Raw genomic sequence first — 25,020 nt, 5'->3', positions numbered from 1 at the left:
GGCCTACGCTCGCCCCCATGTGTGGACGGTATGCCGCGACGTTCAACCCCGACGATCTGGTCGATCAGATGGAGATCGAGCTCGACCGGACCGCGGACGCGACCCGTTCGATCCTGGTCAACCCCCAGGACCCGCCGGCTGGACGCCCTGACTGGAACATGGCGCCGACCAAGCAGGCGCCGGTCGTGCTCACCCGGCCGGACCGCTCGGAGAAGGGCACCGGCGACGAGCAGGCCGTCCGGCAGCTGCGGCTGCTGACCTGGGGGCTCGTGCCGAGCTGGGCCAAGGACACCAAGGTGGGGATCCGGATGATCAACGCCCGCGCCGAGACCCTGCTGGACAAGGGGGCGTTCGCGAAGGCGGCCGTCGCGCGACGGTGCCTGGTGCCGGCCGCCGGGTGGTACGAGTGGCAGGTGAGTCCGACCGCGACCACCAAGGGCGGCAAGCCGCGCAAGCAGCCGTTCTTCGTGCACCGCGCGGACGAGGACCTGCTGGCCTTCGCGGGCGTGTACGAGTTCTGGCGCGACCGCAGCGCGGCCGAGGACGACCCGTCGGCATGGGTGGCGTCGTTCTCGATCATCACGACCGGCGCCGAGGACGGCCTGGACCGGATCCACGAGCGACAGCCGTACGTGCTCGACCGCGACCTGTGGGACGAGTGGCTGGACCCCGCGCAGCAGGACCCGGACTTCGTGCGCGCGGCGCTCGCCGATCACGACCCCGGCAGGTTCGAGGCGTGGCCCGTCGGTCCGGCGGTCAGCTCCGGTCGCAACAACGGCGCCCACCTGCTCGACCCGGCGCCCGAGAGCGAGCTGGTGGGCGTCGTGGATCCCACCATCGGCCAGGTGCTCGGCCCCGTCGAGGAGTGAACCGATGCCGCTGTCCGTGAGAGAGATCCAGACCCCGCAGGGGCCGGCGCGGGTGCACGTCGAACGCCCCGGGCGAGCGGCTCCGACCCGCGGATCGCTGGTGCTATCGCACGGCGCCGGCGGGGGAGTGGAGGCAGCGGATCTGGTGGCGCTGCGGGCATTGGTCGACGACGGATGGACCTACGTGCGCGTGGAACAACCGTGGCGAGTGGCGGGTCGGAGGATCGCGACACCGCCCCGCACACTGGATGCCGCATGGGTGCCGGTCCTCGCCGCGCTGTGCCGGGGTCGGTGGGCGCTGCCGCGGCCGCTCGTGGTCGGTGGGCGCTCCGCGGGTGCCCGGGTCGCCTGCCGGACGGCCTCCCAGGTCGGCGCCGACGCCGTCCTCGCGCTGTCCTTCCCCCTCGTCCCGCCGTCGGGTGGGCCGAGCCGTGCCCACGAGACCCAGCTGGTGCTCGACGCCCGGCTGCCGCTGGCCGTCGTACAGGGTCAGCGCGATCCGTTCGGCACCCCCGACGACGTCCGCACAGCGCTGGGAGAGGCGGCTGCGGTGTACGCCGTGCGCGGCGACCACAGCTTCGGCAGGCACCCCGAGGACGTGCTCGTCGCGACCGAGGGGTGGCTGAGCGCGCTGACGCAGTAGCGTCGAACCCATGGCACTTCGCATCGGGTACAAGGCATCGGCCGAGCAGTTCGGCCCCACCGAGCTGGTGGATCTGGCGGTCGCGGCGGAGGCCGCGGGACTGGACAGCGCGTTCGCGTCCGACCATTTCCAGCCCTGGCGTCACGAGGGCGGCCACGCGCCGCACGCGCTGACCTGGATGGCGGCCGCGGGCGCGCGCACGGAGCGCATCGTGCTCGGCACGTCCGTGCTCACCCCCAGCTTCCGCTACAACCCGGCGGTGCTGGCCCAGACCTTCGCCACCATGGGGTGCCTCTACCCGGGTCGGGTGATCCTCGGCGTCGGCAGTGGGGAGGCGCTGAACGAGGTCGCGGTCGGCCTGGACGGCTGGCCGGACTTCAAGGAGCGGTTCGCGCGCCTGCGGGAGTCGGTGCGGCTGATGCGTCAGTTGTGGACCAAGGAACGGGTGACGTTCGAGGGGGACTACTACCGCACCAGCGACGCCACCATCTACGACCGTCCGGACACCCCCATCCCGGTCTACGTCGCGGCCGGCGGGCCCACCATGGCCAAGTACGCCGGTCGGATGGGCGACGGTGTGATCGTCACCTCCGGCAAGGGCCGCGAGCTCTACGAGGACAAGCTGGTGCCCGCCATTCAGGAAGGGATGTCGCTGGCCCACAAGGAGGCCGGGGACACCGAGCAGCTGCTCGAGGTCAAGATCTCCTACGACCGCGACCCGGAGAAGGCCTTGGAGAACACCCGGTTCTGGGCTCCGCTGGCCCTCACCGCCGAGCAGAAGAACTCGCTGCACGACCCGATCGAGATGGAGCGCGCGGCCGACGAGCTGCCGATCGAGCAGATCGCCAGCCGTTGGATCGTGGCGTCCGACGCCCAGACGGTGCTCGACGGGATCGCGCCGTACGCCGAGCTGGGTTTCACCCACTTCGTCGTGCACGCACCCGGGTCGGACCAGCGCCGTTTCCTGGCCCAGTTCGCCGAGGACGTGCTGCCGGCCCTGCGCGAACTGTGACGCCCCGGGGAATGTGACGCGACGCGACCCTGTTGGAACAAGGGTCGTAGACCGTCAGTACCCCCGTGAGGAGGCAGCGTGTTCGCCCTGTCAGAAGCACCGGTCGGCGAGGTCCGCCATCCGGGCACCCGTCCCCGAGACGCAGTGCTCCCGGCCCCGTTCCGCCCCGCCGACGCGCCCGCTACCGGCGGACTAGGCTGGCGGGTGATGACTGACAACGACACCGTGGCTGCACAGGAGCGGGTGAACACCGACGACGGCAACGTCGACGTCTCCACCGAGACCGACGCCGAGCGGGCGGCCCGCTTCGAGCGGGATGCCATGCCCTACCTGGACCAGCTCTACAGCGCCGCCCTGCGCACGACGCGCAACCCGACGGACGCCGAGGACCTGGTGCAGGAGACGTTCGCCAAGGCGTACGCGGCCTTCCACCAGTACAAGCCGGGCACCAACCTCAAGGCCTGGCTGTACCGCATCCTCACGAACAGCTACATCAACACCTATCGCAAGAAGCAGCGTCAGCCGCTGCAGTCGGACGCGTCGGAGATCGAGGACTATCAGCTCGCCCGGGCCGCGTCGCACAGTTCAGCCGGATTGCGGTCGGCCGAGACGGAGGCGCTGGATCACCTTCCGGACTCCGACGTGAAACGTGCGCTGCAGGAGATTCCCGAGGATTTCCGGATGGCCGTCTACCTCGCGGACGTCGAGGGCTTCGCGTACAAAGAGATCGCCGAGATCATGGAGACGCCGATCGGGACGGTGATGTCCAGATTGCACCGTGGTCGTCGCATGCTGCGGGAATTGCTGACCGACTACGCCACAGAGCGCGGGTTCATCCGTGAGGAGGCCAGGTCATGAGCGACGGTTGCGACGCCTACATCAGTCAGCTCTACACCTATCTCGACGGCGAGCTGAGCGACAGGGAGTGCGCTCAGTTGCAGGCCCATCTGGAGGACTGCCCGCCATGTCTGCAGGAATACGAGCGCGACGCGATCCTCAAGGCGCTCGTACGACGGTCCTGCACCTCTGAGACCGCGCCGGAGACGCTGCGCGCCCAGATCCTGACCCAGATCACCACCGTCACGGTGACCGAGGTGCGTGTGCACCGCAACTGACCCAGCAACTAAGACCGAAGGCCCGCATCCCCCTCGGGGGATGCGGGCCTTCGGTCGTTCCTGACCGGTGATGCGTCAGGCGTTGGGCTTCTTGCCGTGGTTGGCCGACTTGCCCTTGCGGGAACGGCGCTTGCGTGCGCGCTTACTCATGAGGTCCTCCTGCTGACCGGCGGCCTCGGAACGGCTGCGGTGGTCGATCGACTGCGGTCCCCAGGGTATCGCGCACCTCACGCGCACCCGACCACGCCGACGGTGGGGCCATTTCGGCGTTTGAGGCCCTGTTCGGTGTGCGTCACCGATCGGATTGGTCAAGGTTCAGTAAAAATTGCCAGATCTTGGCAAACTATACCGTTTGAAGGTGGACTTTTTACCCGCTCTTTTGACATGGTCTTCCTCAACGGGTTCAGCCAGACGCCCGAAGCCGCCAACCGCGGCACTCATACCACAGCCCAACCGGGCCGAGAGAAGGATTTCACAATGCTCACTTCCGCCACTTCTGCCAGCACCGCCACTTCCTCCTTCACCGGTTGGATTCCGCGCGTGAACAACTTCACCGGTTGGATTCCCCAGCGTTGATCCTGCCGGGGTATCGAACCTCGTAGTCTCTACAGTACGAAGTTGTTGGCCTTAGCTGTCGATTAGAGCCGACGGATTGCCTGTCGGAGGGTGAACGTGGCAGACCGCAGTTACAGGCTGCTGAGCAGTCAACGGGTCCTGATAGCTGGCCTGTCGCTAGCCGCAGTATCTGGGTGCGTCGTGGCCAGCAGGCTCTCACTGTCGGTAGTGAGGTCCCCGTCGTGGTTCCCAGTTTTTTGCCTTGCTGTGATCGGTGTTATTGCTGAATCAAACCTCGGTCGCATCAGGCGCACACAATCTCTTTCACTCACCACTGTCGTCGTGCTGACAGCATTGCCGCTGTCGGGCATGTACGGGAGTGCGATCGTGGCAGTCTGTAGCACCGCTCTGTTGCTTACCTCCGACACCCCATTGATTGCGCGCACGTTCAACACCGCGACCATTGGTATCTGCGCCATCGCCGGAGCAGCGGCCTATTCGATCTTTGGCGGTTATTCACCTATCCCTGGATCGGCAGATGCGGCTGCACTCATCGTCCACGTGCTCATACCACTGCTGATCGCGACGGTCGTGCAGTTCGGGCTAAACGTTCTGTGTCTCAGCGGGATGCTTGCGTTGGCGGAGCACCAGTCTTTCTGGGTGACTGTCCGCGAAGCAGTTCTCAACGCATGGGCGCCGTACCCCTTCTATCCGGTCATTGCCTTGGTACTCGCCGTCCTGTGGGCGTCGGCGGGTCTCGGCGCGATCAGCATCCTGCCGATCGTCGCCCCCCTCCTTATCGCGCAGTGGTCGGTGGCGTTACAGGCGGAGGAGAACGACGCGCACCTGCGGACGGTCGAGACCCTGGTCGCCGCCGCGCAGGCCAGCCAGCCGATGCTGCACGGCCGTAGCGCGTGGGTGGACGCGGTCTCCCGTGAGATCGGCCTGGAGCTGCGGCTCTCCTCATCGCTGATGCAGTCTCTGCAGTACGCAGCCCTGCTGCACGACATCGGCCTGGTCGCCCCGGCAGCGCACACGCCGGGCGAGCGACTCACCGGTAAAGAGCTGCGCTGGATCAAGGCCCATCCGCAACAGGGGGTGCGCATGCTGCAGGGCATCGACTTCCTGTCCGATGCCATCGTCGCCGTCGGGCACCATCACGAGCGCTGGGACGGCAACGGCTATCCCTCCGGTCTCGAAGGCGACCAGATCCCTATCCTGGCCAGGATCCTGGCCGTCGCGGACGCCTATTGTGCACTGATGGCCGCGGATCCCGACGTGAGTGGCGAGCACCTCGACGCCGTCGCCGAGCGCAGTCTGGACGCACTGCGCCCCCTCGCCCACCAGCAGTTCGATGCCGAAGCTGTGGAAGCCCTCGTGCGTGCACACCCGCGCGCGGTCGAGTCCCTGCGCGTCCTGATCGCCCGTCAGCCTCCTCAGCCGGTCCCCGGCGTCGACCCGCACCTGCCGTGGGTCTCGGCGATGTTCGCCTCCGCCCGGTCACAGCCATGAAGCTCCGCCAGCCCGGTGTCCTGCGGTGGAGGCTGCGCCTCGTGTGGGTCATCCTCGCCGGCGTCATCCTGTTCGCCGCCTCCGTGCGGGTCGTGAGCACCGCAATCTCCGGTGCTCGGATACCGGGCTGGGACGCGGCGATCCTCGCCACCCTGACAGTCGCCATCGCCCTTGGTTCGGCATTACCCGTGCAGATCGGGCGGGCCCGTGCGATCGCGCCACTAGCGACCGCATCGTCCGTCGCGCTGGCCCTGGCCTCCAGCCGACCGGTTCAAGCGCCGGTGACCTACGCGCCGTCCACCGCGATCGTCTGTGCGGCGATCGGCTACATCGGCGGCGTCGGTCTGCGACGCGCCTGGCAGGGCACCACCAGCCGCTCGATCGCGGTGGCGGTGCCTGTGGTCACCGTGTCGCTCGTGTCGGTGCTCTACCGGTGGTTGCCGATCTGGGGCGGGGACACCAGTGCGGAGATGTACTCGGAGTGGGATTCGCAGCGGTGGAAGGCCGTCTGCGTGATGACCGTGGCCGCCCTGCTCCCAGTCTTCGGGGAGCTGATCATGGTGGGGCTTCTCGTCAGCCCGATCCGCACGCTCGGAGCGTTCCTGGCAGAGACCCTGCGAGACCTGGGCCCGATCTACGGTGCGGCCCTGTCGACCGGGATCGCCATGGCCATCGGGTTGCAGTCGCTCTCCTTGTGGGCCGTGCCCCTGGTCGTGATGCCCCTGGTGCTCGCCCGCTCGGCGCTGCGCCGCGCGTACAGCGTGCAACGCGAACGACGACAGACGATCGCTGCGCTGTCGACGATGACCGACGTCGCGGGGTACACCCGCCCGGGCCACTCGGCGCGGGTCGCGGACCTCGCGCGCCGGGTGGGTGAGCGGATGAGGCTGACCGAGCAGGAGCTGATCCTGCTCGAGGACGCCGCGCTCCTGCACGACATCGGCCAGGTCTCGCTCAGCGCGCCGATCCCCGGTGGCGCCACCGTCGAGGCGGCCCCGCTGGATCAGTTGAGCATCGCCCAGGAGGGCGGTTCGATCGTCCGGCGCAGTGGTGTGCTGGACGACATCGCCGTCATCATCGAGGCACAGACGGTCCAGTACCGACAGGTCCGCGAACTTGGCGAGAACGTCCCGGTGGCCTCTCGCATCATCAAGGTGTGCAACGCCTTCGACGACCTGACGTCGGGAAACTCGATCATGGAGGACGCCGCCTTCGAGCGTCTGTCCCTGGGCCTCGGCTACGAGTACGACCCGGCCGTCGTCTCGGCCCTGCAGCGCGTCTCGGGCCGCTCCGACGAAGTGCGCAGCATCCTGCGCTGACCGCCTAGGTGGACGACCTGGTCGGACCCCCACCGCCCAGCGCGGCGTCGTCGTACGGCTCGGGGTCGTAGGCGGCGACGCGCGGGTCGTCGGCGTCCGCGAAGTAGTCGCCCACGATGGTCTCGTCGTGGCCGCGCGGGACGAACCGCTCGAGGACCACCGTCAGCACGGCAGACACGACGATGTTGATGATGAGCGCGGTGAAGGCGATGTAGCCCAGCTTGCCGATGATCGGGATGTCGGCCGTCGAACCGCCGAAGTGCGCCACCTTGGTGGCCGGGTTCGCGACGCCGTACGCCGACCAGGTGCCATAGGCCATCGCCAACGCCCAGCCGATCAGGAGCGCCCAGCGGTGGAACCAGCGGGTGTAGAGGCCGAACACGATGGCCGGGAACGTCTGCAGGATCCAGATCCCGCCGAGCAGCTGCAGGTTGATGGCGTTCTGCTTGTCCATCGTCAGGACGAAACCGACCGCGAAGACCTTCACCACGAGGGAGGCGATCTTCGAGACCTGCGCCTCGTGCTTGGGTGACGCGTCCGGGCGCAGCCACTCCTTGTAGATGTTGCGGGTGAAGGTGTTGGCCGCCGCGATCGACATGATCGCCGCCGGTACCAGTGCGCCGACTGCGATGGCCGCGAAGGCGATTCCCGCGAACCAGCTGGGGAACTGGTCCTCGAACAGCTGCGGGATCACCAGTTGGGCGTTCGGCTTGCCGTCGGCGCCGATCGGGGTGGTCTTGGCGGCGATCGCGACCCACCCGAGCAACGCCAGGAGCGCCAACAGGAAGGAGTACGCCGGCAGGATGGCGGCGTTACGCCGGATGGTGTTCCGGCTCTTGGCCGACAGGCTCGCGGTGATGGAGTGGGGGTACATGAACAGAGCCAGCGCGGATCCGAACGCCAGCGTCACGTAGGCCCACTGCTGTTTCGGCGCGACGAGGGTCGAACCGTTCGGCTTTCCGGTGACCTTGTTGGCCGCATGCATCTTGGTGTCGGCCGCGTCGAAGATGTGACCCCAGCCGCCGACCTTGGTCGGCAGGTAGATGACCGCGACGACGATGACCAGGTAGATCAGCGCGTCCTTGACGAAGGCGATGATCGCCGGTGCCCGCAGGCCGCTGGTGTAGGTGTACGCCGCGAGGACCGCGAAGGCGATCAACAAGGGCAGATCCTTCGCCAGCCAGTTGCCGCTGCCACCGATCCCGGCCACTTCCAGGACCGCCTGGATGCCGACCAGTTGCAGCGCGATGTACGGCATCGTCGCGACGAATCCCGTCACCGCGATGGCGAGAGACAGCCCGCGCGATCCGTAACGGCCGCGCACGAAGTCGGCGGAGGTGACGTAACCGCGCCGGTGGCTGACCGACCACAGCCGCGACATGAAGAAGAAGATGATCGGGTAGGCCACGATCGTGTAGGGGACCGCGAAGAAGCCGGCCACCGCACCGGTTGCGAACATCGCCGCAGGGACGGCGACGAACGTGTACGCCGTGTAGAGGTCGCCGCCGAGCAGGAACCAGGTGACCCAGGTGCCGAAGGATCGACCGCCGAGGCCCCACTCCTCCAGGCTGTCCATCGAAGCCGCGCGCCTCCAACGGGCGGCCATGAATCCCATCACGGCGACGATCACGAAGATCACGATCAGCACCGTGAGCGCGACTCCGTTGACGCCGGTGTTCGGGCGCGAGGGGTCGGCGGCGGAGTGGAGCACTGACAGCGGGGAGAGCGTGGTCATGCCTCACCCCGTTCGTCGCGGGCCATCGGGCGGTGCGGCCGGGCGCGCAGCGAGACGAGGTAGGCGGAGTACGTGAACGCGGCGCAGAGGAAGACCCACATCATCTGGTACCAGACGAAGAACGGGAACCCGCCGAGTTCGGGGGAGCGTCGGGAGTACCAGCCGACCGGGATCAGCGCCAGCATGGGGACGGCAAGCAGGGCTCCCGCCAGCACCTGCAGCCCCCGGTTTGCGGGCGGCGCACCGTTCTGCGATTCCGGTTGGTGGGACACGGGAGACCTCCTGTTGCCGCACACGACGGTCCTGGTCCCGTCGGCTCGTGCCCGCAAACTATCGCGTGAGCCGGATCACACTGAAGTCCGGCTGGGCGTGTCCTGTGACCGGGCCGGCACCGCCCGATTCCCGCGCAGCGTCGCGAGGTCGGTCTCGCACCGCCGCTCCAGTTCGGCCAGTTCCGCCAGCGAATCCTCGATGTCCCGTCGGCGTGCCTCCAGATCGGCCCGGCGGTCGCTGATCTGGCCGAGCAGATACCGCAGCTGACCCACCCGACCCGGCTGGTCGTCGTACATGTCGACGATCCTGCGGATCTCCTCCAACGGGAAGCCCAGGCGGCGGCCGCGCAGGATCAACGCCAACCGGGTGCGGTCGCGCTTGCTGAACACCCTTGTGGTGCCTCGGCGTTCGGGGGCGATCAGGCCGAGCTCCTCGTAGTGCCGCAAGGTGCGGTGGGTGACCTCGAATTCGGCGGCGAGCTCGGCGATCGACCACGTGCGCTCGCGAGTTGTCATGACGGTGAGCGTGCTTTACGTTTACGTCGACGTCAAGTGCGTCGACGACCCGGCTCGACGCGCCGAACGCCCTTCACGAGAGGCAGCCGATGTTCGAGCTCACCAAGGACCACGACGACTTCCGTCACGCTGTGCGCGATTTCGCGGCCGACAAGGTCGCGCCGCACGTCGCCCGGTGGGACCGCGAACACCACTTCCCGTCCGACCTCATGCCCCAGCTGGGCGAGCTCGGGCTCTTCGGTCTGGTCGTGCCGCAGGAGTACGGCGGCGCCGGGCTCGAGCACGGCGGCTTCACCTACCTGTGCCTCGCCATCGAGGAACTGGGCAGGGTGGACCAGTCGATCGGCATCACGCTGTCGGCAGGGGTCGGCCTCGGCATCAACCCGATCCTGAGCTACGGCACGGAAGAGCAGAAGCAGACCTTCCTGCCCGACCTGGTCGCCGGTCGCACGCTGGCGGGCTTCGGCCTGACCGAGCCGGACGCCGGCTCCGACGCGGGCGCGAGCCGCACGAAGGCGACGCTGGCCGACGGATCATGGACGATCAACGGCGCCAAGGCGTTCATCACCAACTCCGGCACGGACCGCACCTCCGTGGTCACCGTCACCGCGCGCACCGGAACGGCTGCGGACGGGCGACCGGAGATCAGCGCGATCATGGTCCCGTCCGGGACTCCCGGCTTCACCGCGGAGAAGCCGTACGACAAGCTCGGCTGGCACATCTCCGACACCCACGGCCTGACCTTCACCGACTGCGTCGTACCGGAGGAGAACCTGCTGGGGGAGCGGGGACAGGGGTTCCGTCAGTTCCTGAAGATCCTCGACGACGGCCGGATCGCCATCTCGGCCCTCGCGCTCGGATGCGCGCAGGCGTGTCTGGAGCTGGCGACGGACTACGCCAAGACCCGCACGAGCTTCGGCCGCCCGATCGGGGTCAACCAGGGCGTCTCCTTCCAACTCGCCGATCTGGCGACGTCCGTCGAGGCGGCCCGGCTGCTGACCTACAAGGCAGCCTGGCTGAAGGACGAGCAGGAGGCCGGCCGCCGATCCGTCGCCGAGGTCAAGCAGGCCGCAGCCATCGCCAAGCTCTACTCCACCGAAGCGGCCGTGGTGGCCACCCGGACCGCCACCCAGATCTTCGGCGGCAACGGCTTCATGGAGGAGTACCCCGTCGCGCGCTTCTATCGCGACGCGAAGATCCTGGAGATCGGCGAGGGCACCTCCGAGGTGCAGCGCATGGTCATCGCCCGCGGTCTGGGTCTGCCGGCGTGACGCACCCCACCGACCCGCGCGTCCAGGACGCCCGGAAGCGGCTGCGCGCGGCGTACGACGCGGCGGCCGAGCCCACCGAGGCGGCGCGCGCGAAGCTGGATCGTCAGTCGAAACTGTATGTGCGCGAACGCATCGCGCTGCTCTTCGACGAGGGCTCGTTCGTCGAGGACGGCCGCTACGCGAACTCGACCGCAGCGGGTCTGCCCGCCGACGGCGTGGTCACCGGTCGGGGCACCGTCGACGGGCGGGCGGCCATCGTGGTGGCCAACGACCCGACCGTGAAGGCGGGCTCGTGGGGGGCTCGGACGGTGGAGAAGATCGTGCGGGCCACCGAGATGGCCCTGCGCGAGGAACTGCCGATCTTCTGGTTCGTCGACTCCGCGGGCGCTCGGATCACCGACCAGGTCCAACTCTTCCCGGGCCGTCGCGGCGCCGGGCGGATCTTCCACAACCAGGTGGCGCTGTCCGGTCGGGTGCCGCAGATCTGCTGCCTCTTCGGACCGTCGGCCGCCGGCGGCGCGTACATCCCGAGCTTCACCGACGTGCTGATCATGGTCGAGGGCAACGCCTCGATGTACCTGGGCAGCCCGCGGATGGCCGAGATGGTCGTCGGCGAGCGGGTGTCGCTGGAAGAGATGGGCGGCGCGCGGATGCACTGCACCGTCAGCGGAGTCGGCGACCTGCTGGTCGAGGACGACACCGAGGCCATCGAGCTCGCGAAGCTGTACTTCTCGTACATGCCCTCGACCTGGCGTGACGAGCCGCCGTCGTACGCCGCGGAAGCCCCTGTCGCTCAACTGGATTCCGACACCGTCCCCGAGATCGAGAGCCAGCCGTTCGACGTGCACGACGTCATCGACGGCCTTGTCGACGAGGACTCGTTCTTCGAGATCAAGCCCCTCTTCGCGCCCGAGCTCGTCGTCGGGTTCGGGCGGATGGACGGCCGCACCGTCGGATTCGTGGCGAACAACTCCGCGGTGAAGGGCGGCGTGCTCTTCACCGACAGCGCCGACAAGGCCGCGCGCTTCATCTGGACGTGCGACGCGTACTCCATCCCGCTGATCTATCTCGCGGACGTGCCGGGCTTCATGATCGGCTCGGAGGTCGAACGCGGCGGCATCATCCGGCACGGCGCCAAGATGGTCTCCGCAGTCTCCGAGGCGACCGTGCCGCAGTTCTGCGTCGTGGTGCGCAAGGCGTACGGCGCCGGCCTCTACGCGATGGGCGGCCCCGGCTTCGGACCCGATGCGACCCTCGCCCTGCCCACGGCGCGCATCGCGGTGATGGGCCCGGAGGCCGCGGTCAACGCGGTGTACGCCGGCAAGATCGCTGCGCTCGAATCCGACTCCGCGCGTGAGGAGTTCGTGCGCGAGAAGCGCGAGGAGTACCTCGAGGACGTCGACATCCAGCGTCTGGCGGCGGACCTGGTCGTCGACGGCGTGGTGGAAGCCGAGGACCTGCGCGGTGAGCTGCTGGCCCGCCTGCGCTACGCCGTACGCCGGGACCGGTCGTTCACCGAGCGCCGGCGCGCCATCCCACCGGTCTGACCCGCCGCGCCCGCCTCAGGCGGGTTGCTGCGCGCCCGCCCCTGCCAACGCCGTCCTCGAGGTGCCGAAGCTGATCCCCTTGCGTTCCGAGCCGATCAGCGTCAACAGGATGACCGCGATCAAGACGGGCACGATCGTCACGGACAGCGCGAACGCGTAGCCGTGTGAGGACGCCAGGGACTGCTGGATCGGCAGGTTGAACGCCGCCAGGCAGTTGCCGAGCTGGTAGGTGACGCCGGGGTAGAACCCGCGGATCTCATCCGGCGAGAGCTCGGTCAGGTGCGCGGGGATCACACCCCACGCGCCCTGCACCATGACCTGCATCAGGAACGAGCCGAGGATGATCAGGCCGAGGCTGGTGGAGTACGCGAAGAGCGGCACGACGGGCAGCCCGAGGATCGCGCACGCGATGATCAGCGCCTTGCGGCCGTAGCGCTCGGACAGCATCCCGGCGATCGCACCGCCGGCGATGGCGCCGATGTTGTAGATGACCGCGATCCAGGTCGCCGCACTCTTGCTGAAGCCCAGACCCCCGTCGTTGCTCGCCTTGAGGAACGTCGGGTAGAGGTCCTGGGTGCCGTGGCTCATCCAGTTGAACGCCGTCATCAGCAGCACCAGGAAGACGAACCGCTTCCAGATGGTCGGGTTGGCGAAGATCTGGCGCACCGAGGTGTTGCTCTGCTTGACCCGCTTCTGCGCGGACTCCCAGACCTCGGACTCCTGCACCCGCGAGCGGATGATGAGGCTGATCAGCGCCGGGATGATCGACAGCGCGAACATCCACCGCCAGGACAGGTCCAGCCATCCGGTCACCACGAGGGCTGCCAGCGCGGCGAAGAGGTAGCCCATCGAGTAGCCGCCCTGCAGCAGCCCCGAGAAGAAGCCGCGGCGTTCGGCCGGGATCTTCTCCATGGCCAGCGCGGCACCGAGGCCCCACTCGCCACCCATGCCGATGCCGTAGAGCATCCGCAGGCCGATCAGCAGCCAGAACGCATTGTTCGGCACGAAGGCGCAAGCGAATCCGACGACGGAGTAGAAGACGACGTCGACGATCAGTGGCAGGCGACGCCCGGAGCGGTCGGCCCACAGCCCGAAGAGGAACGCTCCGACGGGGCGCATGATCAGCGTCATCGTCGTGATGAACGCCATCTCACCGAGGGTCTTGTGGAAGTCCTTGGCGATGTCGGCGTAGATGAGCACCACGATGAAGTAGTCGAACGCGTCCATGGCCCACCCGAGGTAGGCCGCAGCGAACGAACTGCGTTGATCCGAGGTGAGTTTCACCCTGACGGGCGCTGTTGCTGCATCGGACATCCGTGGCTCCCTAGAACATCGGTTGTCTGTGCACCGTACTCATCGCAGTGGCCTGCGTCTCATCGGTGGGGCGCGCTCCACAGCTCATGCCATGCCACCTCGAGCTGCCCGAGCATCTCGCGGAGGGTGGTGAGGCTGACGCCCACGACGTTGTGGAAGTCGCCCTCGATGGCCGTGACGTACGCGCCCCCGAGACCGTCCACCGTGAATCCGCCGGCGACCGACAGCGGTTCGCCGGTGGCGACGTACGCGTCGATCTCGGCGTCGCTGAGGTCGGCGAAATGGACGACGGTCGAGCAGGTCACGCCGAAGGTCGCGCCCGTGGATTCGGCGCGTTCGTCGATGAGCCAGTGGCCGGTGTGCAGCACACCCTCGCGACCCCGCATGGCTCGCCAGCGCGCGATCGCAGTGTCCGCGTCACCTGGCTTCCCGTACTCCCGGCCGTCCATCTCGAGGACCGAATCGCAGCCCAGCACAACGCAGTCCGTGACATCTTCGCGGCTGCTCACGTCCTCGCACTTGGCCCGAGCGAGCAGGAGCGCGACATCGGCGGGTTCGAGATCGGCGTACGCCGAGCGCGCGCTCGCGACGACGGCCGGTTCGTCGACGCCGGACACCACGACCCGAGGCTCGACGCCGGCCGAGCGCAGGGTGGCGAGGCGGGCGGGGGAGGCCGAGGCCAGCACGAGACGCACCCCGCGACCCTACCTACCCGCCGAGATCGAGCTGAGATCCGGATTCGGGAGGGTGTGGTGGACCGAACATCGCGTCAAGGCCGGAACTGAGCTAGTGCCTGTGGATGAGTCCACGGGTCGATCGCCCATTCTTGGCACTCTCACCTCATGCGCCGACGTCCGTTGCCTGCCGAGCTCGGGGAAGTCTTCTCCCGGGCGCAGGCCATCGACGCCGGGGTGAGCCTCAAGCGGCTGGAAGCGGGCGACCTCACCAGTCCGTTCCGCGGTGTGCGAACGACCTCCCCGGCACTGGACCTGATCTCGCGGGCGCGCGCGCTGCTGACCGTCCTGCCCGAGACGGCGGCATTCAGCCACGCGTCGGCCGCGCTGCTGTGGGGAATTCCGCTGCCGCGTCTGCTCGAGGAAGCCAAGAGCCTGCACGTCACCCTTCCGGCCGGCGCCAACACCTTCGTCCGCGACGGGGTGGTGGTGCATTACGGGGACAGACCCACGATGCGGTGTCCCGCGGGGCTCCCCGTCACCGAGCCTGCCGCGACGTGGTGTGACCTGTCGGCTGGCATGGTGGTCGACGACCTCGTGGTCGCAGCTGACGACCTCTGTTATCGCTCGCTGAGCGGCATCGCTCAACTCGAAGGCGCGCTTCGGGTGCACCCGGGCAGACGCGGCCGGGTCGCTGCGCGGTCGGCGTTGCCGCTTGTTCGGGCCGGGAGTGCCTCGCCCGGTGAGACCCGGACGCGACTGCTCCTAGGCCGCTGGTGTCTGCCCGAACCCGAGCTCAACGTCGACGTGTTCGACCGGTGGGGCGGCTGGTTGGCGCGAGTGGACTTCCTGTGGCGGTCGAACCAGGTGGTGGCCGAGTACTACGGCGCGGTGCACGAAAGTTCGTGGAGCAAGGATCTGACCCGAGCAGCTCAATTGGAGGACGCCGGGTACCGCGTCGTCGTGATCACCGCGCGCGATCTGGGCGCTGGGGCGAATGAGCTGCGCACGCGGCTGACTCGGATGATGTGTCGCCCGTGAGATCCCGACTTGAGAGGGTGCGCGAGCGTTCGGATCGGGGCAAACCCGGATCTCAGCAAAGGTGGGGGGTCAGCCGAGGCGCTTGTCGACGTAGCACCAGCGCCAGCCCTCGCCGGGCTCGAAGGAGCGCATCACCGGGTGCCCGGAGTTGCGGAAGTGCCGGTCGGCGTGCGACCCGACCGAGGAGTCGCAGCACCCGACGTTGCCGCAGTTGAGGCACAGTCGAAGGTGCACCGGCTGAGTGCCCTCCCGGGCGCAGTCCGGGCAGCCCTCGGGCGTCTGCGGGTCGACCGCGACCGGCGCGGCCTCGAGGTGGTCGCACTCGAAGGTGCGCGACTCGGGGGTGAGCAGCAGCTCGCGTCGGATCTGCTGCGTACGGTCCTCAGAGACGGCGATGGTGGACTCCTCGACGTCCAGGTACTGCATCGCCTCGTCCAGCACCACGTGGTCCATCACACCCTTGTCGCGCATGTGCAGCACCTTGGCGCGTTCGGACTGCAGCATCTGCATCCGTAGCCGGCGGTAGGTCTGCGTCGGTGTCTCCACCTGCAGCCCGCCCCCGAGCCGCTCCCAGACCAGGTTCGCGCGCCGGTCACCCTGTTGACGCAGCTGCTGCACGATCTCGTCGGGCAGGTCGTCCTCCTCCTGCATGATCTCGCCGAGCCGTGCCCGTCCCGCGGTCACGGCCGCCTGGACGAGCTGGGCCTGTTGGAGCGCGTCCTCCCGCGGATCGGGCGCGTGCAGGCCGAGCCGCCCAGCAACCCAGCCGAGCGAGAAGCCCTGCAGCAGAAGCGTGCCCACGGTCACGACGAGGGCGGTGAAGATGATGGCGTCGCGCTCGGGGGTGTCCTCGGGCAGCAGGAACGCCGCGGCGATCGTCACCACGCCCCGCATGCCGGCCCAGGACGCGACCAGCGCCTCCCGCACGGTGAGCTGCGGTTGCTCGAAGTCCACGAAGCGGTTCACGAACTGCCAGATCGCCAGATAGATCGGGCGCAGGACTATCACGGTGATCAGCACCACGAGGCTGATGAGCACCACCTTGACCACGCCGAGCCGGGAATTGGTGATGCCGTTGATGATCGAGTAGACCTGCAGACCGATCAGCAGGAAGACGGTGTTCTCCAGCATGAACGTGATCGACGCCCAGTTGATCCGTTCGGAGACTCGCGACTGCGCGGTCTGGATCAGCGGCGCGTCATGGGCGAGCAGCAGGCCTGCCACCACGACGGCGACCACGCCCGACGCGTGGATCTCCTCGGCGGGCAGGTAGGCCACCCAGGGAGTGAGGAACGACAGGGCGACGCTGGTGATGGTGTCCTGGATGTGCTTGCGCACCTCGGCGATGACCCGGTAGGCGATGTACCCGACCAGCACCCCACCGACCGAGGCGAGGATGGCGTCCCAGGTGACGCCGTACCAGGTGAGGGTCGCGCCGCCGATGAGCAGCTTGGCGATGTTGACCGTGCTGAGCGCCGTGGCGTCGTTGAGGAGCGACTCACCTTCCAGGATGAGTACGACGCGGCGTGGCAGCCCGATGCGTCGGGCGATCGCCGTCGCCGCGACGGCGTCCGGCGGCGCCACGATCGCGCCGAGCGCCAGGGCTGCCGCGAACGGCACGTCCAGCAGCTTCCAGGCGACCAGGCCGACCCCGAAGGCGGTGAACAGCACCGCCAGGATCGACAACCCCAGGATCTGGCGTTTGTCCCGGCCGATGTCGACCAGCGACGTACTCGACGCCGCCGCGAAGAGCAGTGGTGGAAGGAACCCGAAGAGGATCAGCTCCGGGTCGATCTGGATCGGATGGACGCTGGGCAGCAGGGAGTACGCGGCGCCGACCGCGACCAGCAACAGCGGGGCCGACGTGCCGATGCGGCGGGCGATCGTCGCCACCACCACCACGGTGATCGCAATGAAGAAGACGGCGAAGGCGACATGCACGCCGTAAGTCTGTCAGGGGCGGGCGCGCGCCGACGCTGCGCTGGAAACCTCAGGAGGTCGTGCGCGCCGTCTCCGGTCCGCCGAGGGTGCCGAGCACGGCCTGCCGCAAGGTGTCCAGACCGACCCCGCCGATGTCCAGCGCCCGGCGGTGGAACGCCTTGAGGTCGAACGACGCACCGTCGCGGTCCTGAGCCTGCTGACGGAGCTGCAGCCAGATGCGCTCGCCGATCTTGTACGACGGCGCCTGCCCCGGCCAGCCCAGGTAGCGGTCGAGCTCGAAGCGCAGGAACCCCTCGGCCATGTCGCAGTGCGCGGTGAGGAACGCCCACGCCTTGTCGTAGGTCCAGTCGCCGCCGCCGACCTCGGCCGGTGCCGGGAACCCGCAGTGCACGCCGATGTCGAGGACGACGCGCGCCGCCCGCATCGACTGCGCGTCGTACATGCCCATGAGCGTGCCCGGGTCGTCGAGGTAGCCCAGCTCCTGCATGAGGCGCTCGGCGTACAGGGCCCAGCCCTCACCGTGTCCGGAGGTCCAGGCGTCCATCCGGCGCCAGGAGTTGAGCAGACCGGATCGGTACATGGTCTGCGCGACCTGCAGATGGTGACCCGGCGCGCCCTCGTGGTAGACGGTCGTGAGCTCCCGCCAGGTGCCGAACTGTTCGACGCCCTTCGGCACCGACCACCACATCCGCCCGGGTCGGGAGAAGTCCTCACTGGGCCCGGTGTAATAGATGCCGCCGGACTGGGTCGGAGCGATCATGCACTCGATGCGCCGCACCGGCTCCGGGATGTCGAAGTGCGTGCCACCGAGGTCGGCGATGGCCCGGTCGGCCTTGTCCTGCATCCACGACCGCAGCTCGGCGGTGCCGTGCAGCTGGTACGCCGGGTCCGCGTCGAGCGCGGCCATCGCCCCCTTGACCCCGGCCCCTGGCGCGATCCGCTCGGCGACCTTGCCCATCTCACCGGTGATCCGCGCCAGCTCCTCCTGGCCCCACGCGTAGGTCTCCTCCAGGTCGACGGTGGTCCCGAGGAAATGGCGCGAGTGCAGGGGATAGAGGTCGCGTCCGCACGCGTCGGCCTCGGCAGCCTTGGGCAGGATCTCCTCCTTCAGCCGCTCTCCCACGGCGGTGTACGCCCGTGCAGCCTCGCCGACCTGGTCGGCGATGGCCGGGTGCTCGGCGGCGTAGGTCGTGAAGTAGCCGTCCTGCGCGGTGTGGTCCTTGGTCTGCTGGATGCACGCCAGGACCTGGCGCCTCGGCGCCACCATCCCGCGGTCGGCGGCCGCGTGCAGCGACTCCAGCCACTGGTCGAGCGCCTGCGGGATCGCGCTCATCCGCGCACCGATGGTCGCCAGCTCCTCGGCGCTGTCGGTGCCCATCAGGTCGATGACGTCGCGCACCTCCTGCATCGGCGACGCGATGACGTTGAGCGACATCAGGGGCGTGCCGGCCTCGAACTCCTCGACCTCCAGCTGCAGTCGCTCGGTCATCGCGGCGATGGTCACCTGGTCGACCTCGTCGGTCGCGGTCGCGGTCGCCAGCGCCTCCAACGTGTGCCTGGCCTGGTCCGCGACCTCGGCACGACCGGCCGGTGAGAAGTCGTCCAGCCGGTCGTCGTACCCCGGCACACCGAGCTCGGTGGCGAGGATCGGGCTCAGCCGCATCGACGCGTCGTGGTGCGCCTCCGCAATGGCGTCGACCGTGGTGGGCGTGCGGGCGGATGTGTCCTCGCTCATCTGGCCAAGCTATCGCGCGGCACCGACGACGGCGTCCGGTTCGCCGCCGGCCCAGCCCTGAACACGATGCTCGCGACCTGCTGAACGGCGCGGCTCACGCGCGGGGGAGGCCCGAGCCCTTCCAGCCGCCGCCGGAGCGGCCGGTCCACCGCGACGGGGTGGGCGCCGGTAGCGGTGCGGCACTCCCGGCCGCCGCCAGCACGGCGACCACCGCAGCGATCTCCTCCGCGGTGGCGTTGCCCGAGATCACCTGCAGCGCAGGCGCTTTCGGTGTCTGCTCGCTGCTCACAGCGGGATGTTCCCGTGCTTCTTCGGCGGCAGCGTCTCCCGCTTGGTGCGTAGGGTGCGCAGTGCGCGGATGACGTAGCTGCGGGTGTAGCTCGGCGGGATGACGGAGTCGACGTAACCGCGTTCGGCCGCGAGGTAGGGATTCGCCAGGGCGTCCTCGTACTGCTGGATCAGCTCCTGGCGGGTGGTCTCCACGGCGTCCGGATCGTCCGGGTTGGCCTCGGCCGCAGCCCTGATCTGCTTGCGATAGAGGATGTTGGCGGCGCCCTGCGCACCCATCACGGCGATCTGCGCCGTCGGCCAGGCGAGGTTGACGTCGGCACCCAGGTGCTTGGAACCCATCACGTCGTACGCGCCGCCGTACGCCTTGCGGGTGATGACGGTGACGAGCGGGACGGTGGCCTCGGCGTACGCGTAGAGCAGCTTCGCGCCGCGGCGGATGATGCCTCCCCATTCCTGGTCGGTGCCGGGCAGGAAGCCGGGCACGTCCACGAAGGTCAGCACCGGCACGTTGAACGCGTCGCAGGTGCGCACGAAGCGCGCGGCTTTCTCGGAGGAGTTGATGTCGAGAGTGCCCGCGAGCTGCAGCGGCTGGTTGGCCACCACACCCACCGGGTGGCCCTCGACGCGCCCGAAGCCGGTGATGATGTTCGGCGCGAACAACGCTGAGGTCTCGAGGAACTCGCCGTCGTCGAGGACGTGCTCGATGACGGTGTGCATGTCGTAGGGCATGTTCGCCGAGTCGGGGATGAGCGTGTCGAGCTCGCGGTCGAAGTCGTCGACCTCCAGGTCGGGCGTCGCGTCGAAGACGACCGGCTCGTCCATGTTGTTCGAGGGCAGGAAGGACAACAGCTCCTTCACGTACGAGACCGCGTCCTCCTCGTCGGATGCCATGTAGTGCGCGACTCCGGAGCGGGTGTTGTGGCTGCGGGCACCGCCCAGCTCCTCCATGCCGACGTCCTCGCCGGTCACCGTCTTGATGACGTCCGGTCCGGTGACGAACATGTGCGAGGTCTGGTCGACCATCACGGTGAAGTCGGTGATGGCGGGGGAGTAGACGGCGCCGCCGGCGCACGGCCCCATGACCAGGGAGATCTGCGGTACGACGCCCGAGGAGTGCACGTTGCGGCGGAAGATCTCGGCGTAGAGCCCGAGCGCGACCACGCCCTCCTGGATGCGGGCGCCGCCGGAGTCGTTGATGCCGACGACCGGGCAGCCGATCTTCGCGGCCAGGTCCATCACCTTGACGATCTTCTCGCCGAAGACCTCGCCGAGGGATCCGCCGAACACCGTGAAGTCCTGGGAGAAGACGCACACGGGGCGGCCGTCCACGGTGCCGTGACCGGTCACGACGCCGTCGCCGTACGGGCGGTTCTTCTCCTGCCCGAAACTGGTCGACCGGTGCCGCGCCAGCTCGTCGAGCTCGATGAAGGAGCCCTCGTCCATCAGCAGGTCGATCCGCTCCCGGGCCGTCAGCTTGCCCTTGGCGTGCTGCTTCTCCACCGCCCGCGCCGAACCCGCGTGCACGGCTTCGTCGTTGCGCTGGTACAGGTCGGCGAGACGGCCCGCGGTGGTGTGCAGATCGGGCTGGTCGTGCTGGGAGGTTTCTCGGACGCGGGCCCCATCAGTCATGCGACCAGACTCTAGCCTTGTGGCCGTGAGCCCCGATCTGCGAGCCGACGTGCTGCGCGACGCCCTGGCGGCCACGGTGTGGCGTGAGGTCGCCGTGCACGACGAGGTCGCGTCGACCAACGACCTGCTGCTGGCCGACCCACGGCCGTGGCGGGTGGTGACCGCGAACCACCAGACCAGCGGGCGGGGCCGACTGGACCGCACCTGGGAGGCGCCGCCGGCCACCTCGATCGCGCTGTCGTGCACGTTGCCGCTGCCCGCCGACCAGGCCCGGTGGGGATGGGTGCCGCTGCTGGTGGGGGTCGCCGTACGCCGCGCCGTCGCGGACCTGGCGGGTGTGCAGCTCGCGTTGAAATGGCCCAACGACCTGCTGGCGCTGACCTCCCCGGACGCCGACTGGCGCAAGGTCGCGGGCATCCTCTGCACGGTCGCCGGAGGTGAGGCGCCGGTCGTCGTGGTGGGCATCGGGCTCAACGTGCACCAGGGCGCGGACCAGCTGCCGACGCAGGTCTCGACGTCGCTGCGCGAGTGCGGTGCCGACGTCGCACGGGAGGACCTGATCGCCTGCATCCTGCGCGAGCTCATCGTCGTCCAACGACAGTGGGCCACCTCCGCCCTCGACGACGACTACCGGTCCGCGTGCATCACGATCGGCCAGCAGGTGCGCCTGCAGACCGGCGCCGAGGGCCACCTCGTCGGCGACGCCGTCGGCGTCGATGCCGTGGGCCGCCTGTTGATCACCACGGAGGGTCAGACGACGGCGTACGCCGCGGGGGACGTCGTGCACGTGCGGCCTACGGACGGCACGCCGGCGCCCCCGACCGTCGAGTCACCCGCGGCCATTCCGCCGGTCGGGACGGCGGAGCTGGATCCGGCGGACTTCGTCGACGCCATCGAGGCGCGCCTCATGGGCCACCCCCGCTCGATGCGCCGCAGCGAGATCAGCCGCGCCTCGGGAATCTCCCAGGCCCAGACCGCCACCATGTGGCGCTCGCTGGGGTTCGCTCGCGCCCGCGACGACGAGGTGTTCTTCGGCGAGGCCGATCTGGAGGCGTTGCGCAGGTTCGACGCGCTGGTCCAGGACGGGCTGCTCGACAACCCCACGGCGCTCGCGCTGACGCGGGCCGTCGGACGGTCCACCGACCGGATGGCGATGTGGTCGTTGCAGTTGATCGCCGACATGGTGAGCGGCGACCGCGGTGGGATCGACAGCGACGTCGCCCAACGCACTGCGGCGCTCACCGTCGACCTCGCGGAGCGGATGTCGCCGCTGGTGGACTACGTCTGGCGGCGCAACCTGTCGGTGGCGATCTCGCGGATGATCGCCGACTCCGAGCCGGAGTCGCATGTGGGCATCGTGCGCACCGTCGGGTTCGCCGACCTGGTCAATTTCACCCAGTTGGTCCGTCGGTTGAGTGAGCGGGAGCTGGCACAGCTGGTGTTGCGCTTCGAGTCGCTGGCCTCCGACATCGTCGGCGCCCACGGCGGGGCGATCGTCAAGACGGTGGGCGACGAGGTGCTCTTCACCCACACCGCCGTCGAGGGCGCGGTGGACATCGCGTTCGACCTGCGCGCCGCCGCGGAGGCCGACGATCTGGTGCCCACGATGCGGGTGGGAATGGCGCGTGGCAGGGTGCTGGCGCGCCTCGGTGACGTCTACGGCACTACTGTCAACCGAGCCAGCAGGCTGACCGGTGCCGCGAAGCCTGGCAAGATCATGGTCGATCAAGAGGTCATGGACGGCCTACCCGACGGAGCCGCAGTGCGCGTGCGACGTCGTAAGAGGGTCGACCTGGCCGGCATCGGTTCGACCGACGCTTTCGTCATCGAACGACCTCCGCAATGAACGCAGAAGACGCAGATAGGGTCACTACATGACCAAGGTCCTACTGGCCGAGGACGATCCGACGATTTCCGATCCCCTGGCTCGCGCCTTGCGCCGCGAGGGGTACGACGTGATGGTGCGTGCCGACGGGGTGTCGGCGCTCGCCGCCGCATCGACCGGCCCCGATCTGGTGATCCTCGACCTCGGCCTGCCACAGATGGACGGCCTCGAAGTGTGCCGCCGGATCCGCTCCACCGGGATCGTGGTGCCGGTGCTGATCCTGACCGCGCGCGCGGACGAGGTCGACACGGTCGTCGGTCTGGACGCGGGCGCGGACGACTACGTGACCAAGCCCTTCCGCCTCGCCGAGCTCCTGGCGCGGGCCCGCGCGCTGCTGCGCCGTTCGAGCTCCGACGAGGGCCAGGGCGCCCGGGTGCGCATCGATGCCGCCGGACGACGCGCGTTCAGCGGTGATCGTGAGCTGCAGCTCACCGCCAAGGAGTTCGACCTGCTGCGGGTCCTGGTGCGCGAGGGCGGCAAGGTCGTCTCCCGCGAGGACCTGATGCGCGAGGTCTGGAACACCGTGTGGGTGGGCTCGACCAAGACCCTCGACATGCACGTGTCGGTCCTGCGGCGCAAGCTGGGTGACGACGCGACCGACCCCCGCTTCATCACCACCGTGAGAGGCGTGGGTTTCCGGTTCGAGACCGACGACGGCGACTTCTAGGTGACGCTGCAGAACCGCCTGGTCGGAGTCATCGTCCTCGCGGTCACCGTCCCCCTGGTGATCGTCGCGACCGTCGCCGCCATCGCGGCACCCGCCTGGTGGATCTCCCTGTTGGTGGTGGGAGTCGCCCTGGTGTTCGGCGTCGGCTCGGTGCTGCTGTCCGCCTCCCGCGTGGAGTCGGTGGTCGATCCCGTGCGCGAGCTCGCCGACCGCGCCGATCGCCTCGCGGGCGGTCCGATCACCTTCACCCCGCTACGTACGGGGATGGACGAGGTCGACCGGATCGCGGCCTTCTACGAGATGCGCTCGACCGAGCTCACCCGCATGCTTGCCGCCGAGCGTGAGTTCGCCTCGGATGCCAGCCACCAGCTGCGGACGCCGCTCACCGCGCTGCTCATGCGGCTGGAGGAGATCTCCTCGGCCGACGACCTCGGCGCCGCCCAGGAGGAGGCGCAGATCGGGATCGCGCAGGTCGAGCGGCTCACCCAGGTCGTCGACGAGCTGCTCGCGCGGTCCCGCGGCACTGTCGACGCACCCACGAACATCTCCCTGGACTCGGTCATCGCGGCGCTGCAACTGGAATGGCAGCCGGCGTTCGAGACCGCCCGACGCAGTGTGCTGGTGAGCGGGGAGCGCGGACTGCACGTGTCCGCGACCCGCGTGGGGCTCGCGCAGATCCTCGCGACCCTGCTCGAGAACGCTCTGATCCACGGCGCGGGCACCGTCGAGGTGCGTGCCCGGCGCAGCGGTCCGTCCGTCGTGGTCGAGATGAGCGACATGGGGATCGGCGTCGACCCCAACCTGGCGCCGCACATCTTCGAACGGCGGGTCACCACGGGTGGCACCGGCTTGGGGCTGGCCCTGGCGCGGGACCTCGCGGAGGTGAGCGGCGGCCGGCTCGAGTTGCGGAACGCTCAGCCGGCGGTCTTCGCGCTCTTCTTGTCGGCGGCCACGACGGACTGAGCAGGACCGTCGGGTACGTCCTGCGTCGCACCGTCGTCGGGAGACCCGCCCTCGGATCCCGCCTCGCCCTCACCGGTCACATCCGGCTCGTGGGCGAAGACGAACCGCCGGTACGCCCAGAAGCGGAACAGCGTGCCGAAACCGATTCCGATGAACGCCGCGAAGTTCAGCGCGAGCGTGCCGCGGGCGTGGAAGGCGTAGTGCGCCAGCGCGACCCATCCGGCGGAGACCGCCAACGCGATGCCGTTGACTACGAAGAACAGCACGACCTCGTGGTGCACCGGTCGGTTGCGACGGTGCCGGAAGGTCCAGTAGCGGTTGCCCAGCCACGCGAAGACGGTCGCGACGGCGCCGCTCACGATCTTGGCGGTGGTGACCTTGTGCTCCAGCTCGCCGTTGACCAGCAGGTTGAAGCCGCCGAGGTCGATCACGAACGAGATGAGGCCGATGACGCCGAACTTCGCCAGCTCGCGCCAGAGCACGTCGAGGGTCAGGCGTAGGCGTTGCAGCACCA

General features: G+C 68.8%; 25 protein-coding genes. 14 read left to right on the top strand and 11 right to left on the bottom strand.

The genetic code is table 11. The features are described 5' to 3' along the window. Window positions 1–17 precede the first annotated feature (17 nt). From J4030_RS11130 to rsrA, 5 genes are all read left to right on the top strand, one after another. On the top strand, window positions 18–869 hold the full coding sequence (locus J4030_RS11130) for an SOS response-associated peptidase (protein WP_208049290.1): 852 nt from the start codon (window positions 18–20) through the stop codon (window positions 867–869). A 4-nt stretch (window positions 870–873) separates the two neighbouring features. Further along, a complete protein-coding gene (locus J4030_RS11125) occupies window positions 874–1,512 on the top strand; it encodes an alpha/beta family hydrolase (RefSeq protein WP_243763204.1) in 639 nt (212 codons plus the stop codon). A 10-nt stretch (window positions 1,513–1,522) separates the two neighbouring features. Next, window positions 1,523–2,524 carry a glucose-6-phosphate dehydrogenase (coenzyme-F420) gene (gene fgd, locus J4030_RS11120; RefSeq protein WP_208049289.1) on the top strand — a complete coding sequence of 334 codons (1,002 nt, stop codon included), beginning with the start codon at window positions 1,523–1,525 and terminating at the stop codon, window positions 2,522–2,524. A gap of 207 nt (window positions 2,525–2,731) precedes the next feature. Beyond that, the gene (locus tag J4030_RS11115; RefSeq protein ID WP_208049288.1) at window positions 2,732–3,382 is read left to right on the top strand and encodes a sigma-70 family RNA polymerase sigma factor; all 651 of its coding nucleotides are present in this window, start codon (window positions 2,732–2,734) and stop codon (window positions 3,380–3,382) included. Next, window positions 3,379–3,639: a mycothiol system anti-sigma-R factor gene (gene rsrA / locus J4030_RS11110; protein WP_208049287.1), complete on the top strand. Its 261-nt coding sequence runs from the start codon at window positions 3,379–3,381 to the stop codon at window positions 3,637–3,639. Before J4030_RS11115 ends, rsrA begins: the two co-directional genes overlap by 4 nt. A gap of 75 nt (window positions 3,640–3,714) precedes the next feature. Here rsrA and J4030_RS18675 read toward each other — a convergent pair whose 3' ends face one another. Beyond that, entirely contained in the window at window positions 3,715–3,789 is a 75-nt protein-coding gene (locus J4030_RS18675) for a 50S ribosomal protein bL37 (protein WP_370639715.1), read from the bottom strand. Window positions 3,790–3,924: 135 nt separating this feature from the next. Between J4030_RS18675 and J4030_RS11105 the strand changes: the two genes are divergently transcribed. From J4030_RS11105 to J4030_RS11095, 3 genes are all read left to right on the top strand, one after another. Then, complete coding sequence (locus J4030_RS11105) at window positions 3,925–4,215, top strand: hypothetical protein (protein ID WP_208049286.1); 291 nt, start codon at window positions 3,925–3,927, stop codon at window positions 4,213–4,215. A 246-nt stretch (window positions 4,216–4,461) separates the two neighbouring features. After that, on the top strand, window positions 4,462–5,706 hold the full coding sequence (locus J4030_RS18530; protein WP_208049285.1) for an HD-GYP domain-containing protein: 1,245 nt from the start codon (window positions 4,462–4,464) through the stop codon (window positions 5,704–5,706). Further along, window positions 5,703–7,025 (top strand): HD-GYP domain-containing protein, encoded by a 1,323-nt coding sequence (locus J4030_RS11095; RefSeq protein WP_208049284.1) that lies wholly within the window; start codon window positions 5,703–5,705, stop codon window positions 7,023–7,025. The genes J4030_RS18530 and J4030_RS11095 overlap by 4 nt, the downstream gene beginning before the upstream one ends. A 4-nt stretch (window positions 7,026–7,029) precedes the next feature. Here the strand turns inward: J4030_RS11095 and mctP are convergent, their stop codons facing one another. From mctP to J4030_RS11080, 3 genes are all read right to left on the bottom strand, one after another. Next, entirely contained in the window at window positions 7,030–8,760 is a 1,731-nt protein-coding gene (gene mctP / locus J4030_RS11090) for a monocarboxylate uptake permease MctP (protein ID WP_208049283.1), read from the bottom strand. Then, window positions 8,757–9,032 carry a DUF3311 domain-containing protein gene (locus J4030_RS18280; protein ID WP_208049282.1) on the bottom strand — a complete coding sequence of 92 codons (276 nt, stop codon included), beginning with the start codon at window positions 9,030–9,032 and terminating at the stop codon, window positions 8,757–8,759. Before J4030_RS18280 ends, mctP begins: the two co-directional genes overlap by 4 nt. A 75-nt stretch (window positions 9,033–9,107) precedes the next feature. Further along, on the bottom strand, window positions 9,108–9,548 hold the full coding sequence (locus J4030_RS11080) for a MerR family DNA-binding transcriptional regulator (protein WP_208049281.1): 441 nt from the start codon (window positions 9,546–9,548) through the stop codon (window positions 9,108–9,110). 89 nt (window positions 9,549–9,637) lie between these two features. Between J4030_RS11080 and J4030_RS11075 the strand changes: the two genes are divergently transcribed. Together J4030_RS11075 and J4030_RS11070 are read left to right on the top strand one after the other, a co-directional pair. Next, window positions 9,638–10,819: an acyl-CoA dehydrogenase family protein gene (locus J4030_RS11075; RefSeq protein ID WP_208049280.1), complete on the top strand. Its 1,182-nt coding sequence runs from the start codon at window positions 9,638–9,640 to the stop codon at window positions 10,817–10,819. Further along, a complete protein-coding gene (locus tag J4030_RS11070) occupies window positions 10,816–12,366 on the top strand; it encodes an acyl-CoA carboxylase subunit beta (RefSeq protein ID WP_208049279.1) in 1,551 nt (516 codons plus the stop codon). The genes J4030_RS11075 and J4030_RS11070 overlap by 4 nt, the downstream gene beginning before the upstream one ends. A gap of 15 nt (window positions 12,367–12,381) precedes the next feature. On the opposite strand, the gene J4030_RS11065 is transcribed toward J4030_RS11070, so the two are convergent. Both J4030_RS11065 and J4030_RS11060 read right to left on the bottom strand, forming a co-directional pair. Continuing rightward, on the bottom strand, window positions 12,382–13,680 hold the full coding sequence (locus tag J4030_RS11065) for an MFS transporter (protein WP_208049278.1): 1,299 nt from the start codon (window positions 13,678–13,680) through the stop codon (window positions 12,382–12,384). 59 nt (window positions 13,681–13,739) lie between these two features. After that, window positions 13,740–14,375 carry a nucleoside triphosphate pyrophosphatase gene (locus J4030_RS11060; RefSeq protein WP_208049277.1) on the bottom strand — a complete coding sequence of 212 codons (636 nt, stop codon included), beginning with the start codon at window positions 14,373–14,375 and terminating at the stop codon, window positions 13,740–13,742. A 147-nt stretch (window positions 14,376–14,522) separates the two neighbouring features. On the opposite strand from J4030_RS11060, the gene J4030_RS11055 reads away from it, so the two are divergent. Continuing rightward, a complete protein-coding gene (locus J4030_RS11055; RefSeq protein ID WP_208049276.1) occupies window positions 14,523–15,395 on the top strand; it encodes a DUF559 domain-containing protein in 873 nt (290 codons plus the stop codon). Window positions 15,396–15,464: 69 nt separating this feature from the next. Here the strand turns inward: J4030_RS11055 and J4030_RS11050 are convergent, their stop codons facing one another. The 4 genes from J4030_RS11050 to J4030_RS11035 all read right to left on the bottom strand — a co-directional run bounded on the left by J4030_RS11050 (window position 15,465) and on the right by J4030_RS11035 (window position 20,991). Beyond that, entirely contained in the window at window positions 15,465–17,336 is a 1,872-nt protein-coding gene (locus tag J4030_RS11050) for a Na+/H+ antiporter (protein ID WP_208049275.1), read from the bottom strand. A gap of 49 nt (window positions 17,337–17,385) precedes the next feature. Continuing rightward, window positions 17,386–19,071: a DUF885 domain-containing protein gene (locus J4030_RS11045; RefSeq protein ID WP_208049274.1), complete on the bottom strand. Its 1,686-nt coding sequence runs from the start codon at window positions 19,069–19,071 to the stop codon at window positions 17,386–17,388. A gap of 94 nt (window positions 19,072–19,165) precedes the next feature. Then, on the bottom strand, window positions 19,166–19,360 hold the full coding sequence (locus tag J4030_RS11040) for an acyl-CoA carboxylase epsilon subunit (protein ID WP_208049273.1): 195 nt from the start codon (window positions 19,358–19,360) through the stop codon (window positions 19,166–19,168). Next, window positions 19,357–20,991: an acyl-CoA carboxylase subunit beta gene (locus J4030_RS11035; protein WP_208049272.1), complete on the bottom strand. Its 1,635-nt coding sequence runs from the start codon at window positions 20,989–20,991 to the stop codon at window positions 19,357–19,359. The genes J4030_RS11040 and J4030_RS11035 overlap by 4 nt, the downstream gene beginning before the upstream one ends. A 25-nt stretch (window positions 20,992–21,016) precedes the next feature. Between J4030_RS11035 and J4030_RS17990 the strand changes: the two genes are divergently transcribed. Genes J4030_RS17990 through J4030_RS11015 form a run of 3 tightly spaced genes read left to right on the top strand, consistent with a single transcriptional unit; the run spans window position 21,017 to window position 24,506 of the window. Next, entirely contained in the window at window positions 21,017–22,837 is a 1,821-nt protein-coding gene (locus tag J4030_RS17990; protein WP_307864661.1) for a biotin--[acetyl-CoA-carboxylase] ligase, read from the top strand. A 28-nt stretch (window positions 22,838–22,865) separates the two neighbouring features. Then, complete coding sequence (locus J4030_RS11020; RefSeq protein ID WP_179479477.1) at window positions 22,866–23,543, top strand: response regulator transcription factor; 678 nt, start codon at window positions 22,866–22,868, stop codon at window positions 23,541–23,543. Next, entirely contained in the window at window positions 23,544–24,506 is a 963-nt protein-coding gene (locus J4030_RS11015) for a sensor histidine kinase KdpD (protein WP_208049271.1), read from the top strand. Here J4030_RS11015 and J4030_RS11010 read toward each other — a convergent pair. Next, window positions 24,458–25,018, bottom strand: a complete 561-nt coding sequence (locus J4030_RS11010; protein ID WP_307864660.1) for a GtrA family protein — start codon at window positions 25,016–25,018, stop codon at window positions 24,458–24,460. The genes J4030_RS11015 and J4030_RS11010 overlap by 49 nt on opposite strands. Between the last annotated feature and the right edge of the window lie 2 nt (window positions 25,019–25,020).

Source organism: Allobranchiibius sp. CTAmp26 (assembly GCF_017565405.1).
GTDB lineage: Bacteria > Actinomycetota > Actinomycetes > Actinomycetales > Dermatophilaceae > Allobranchiibius.
This window is presented reverse-complemented; position numbering and strand designations above follow the sequence as displayed.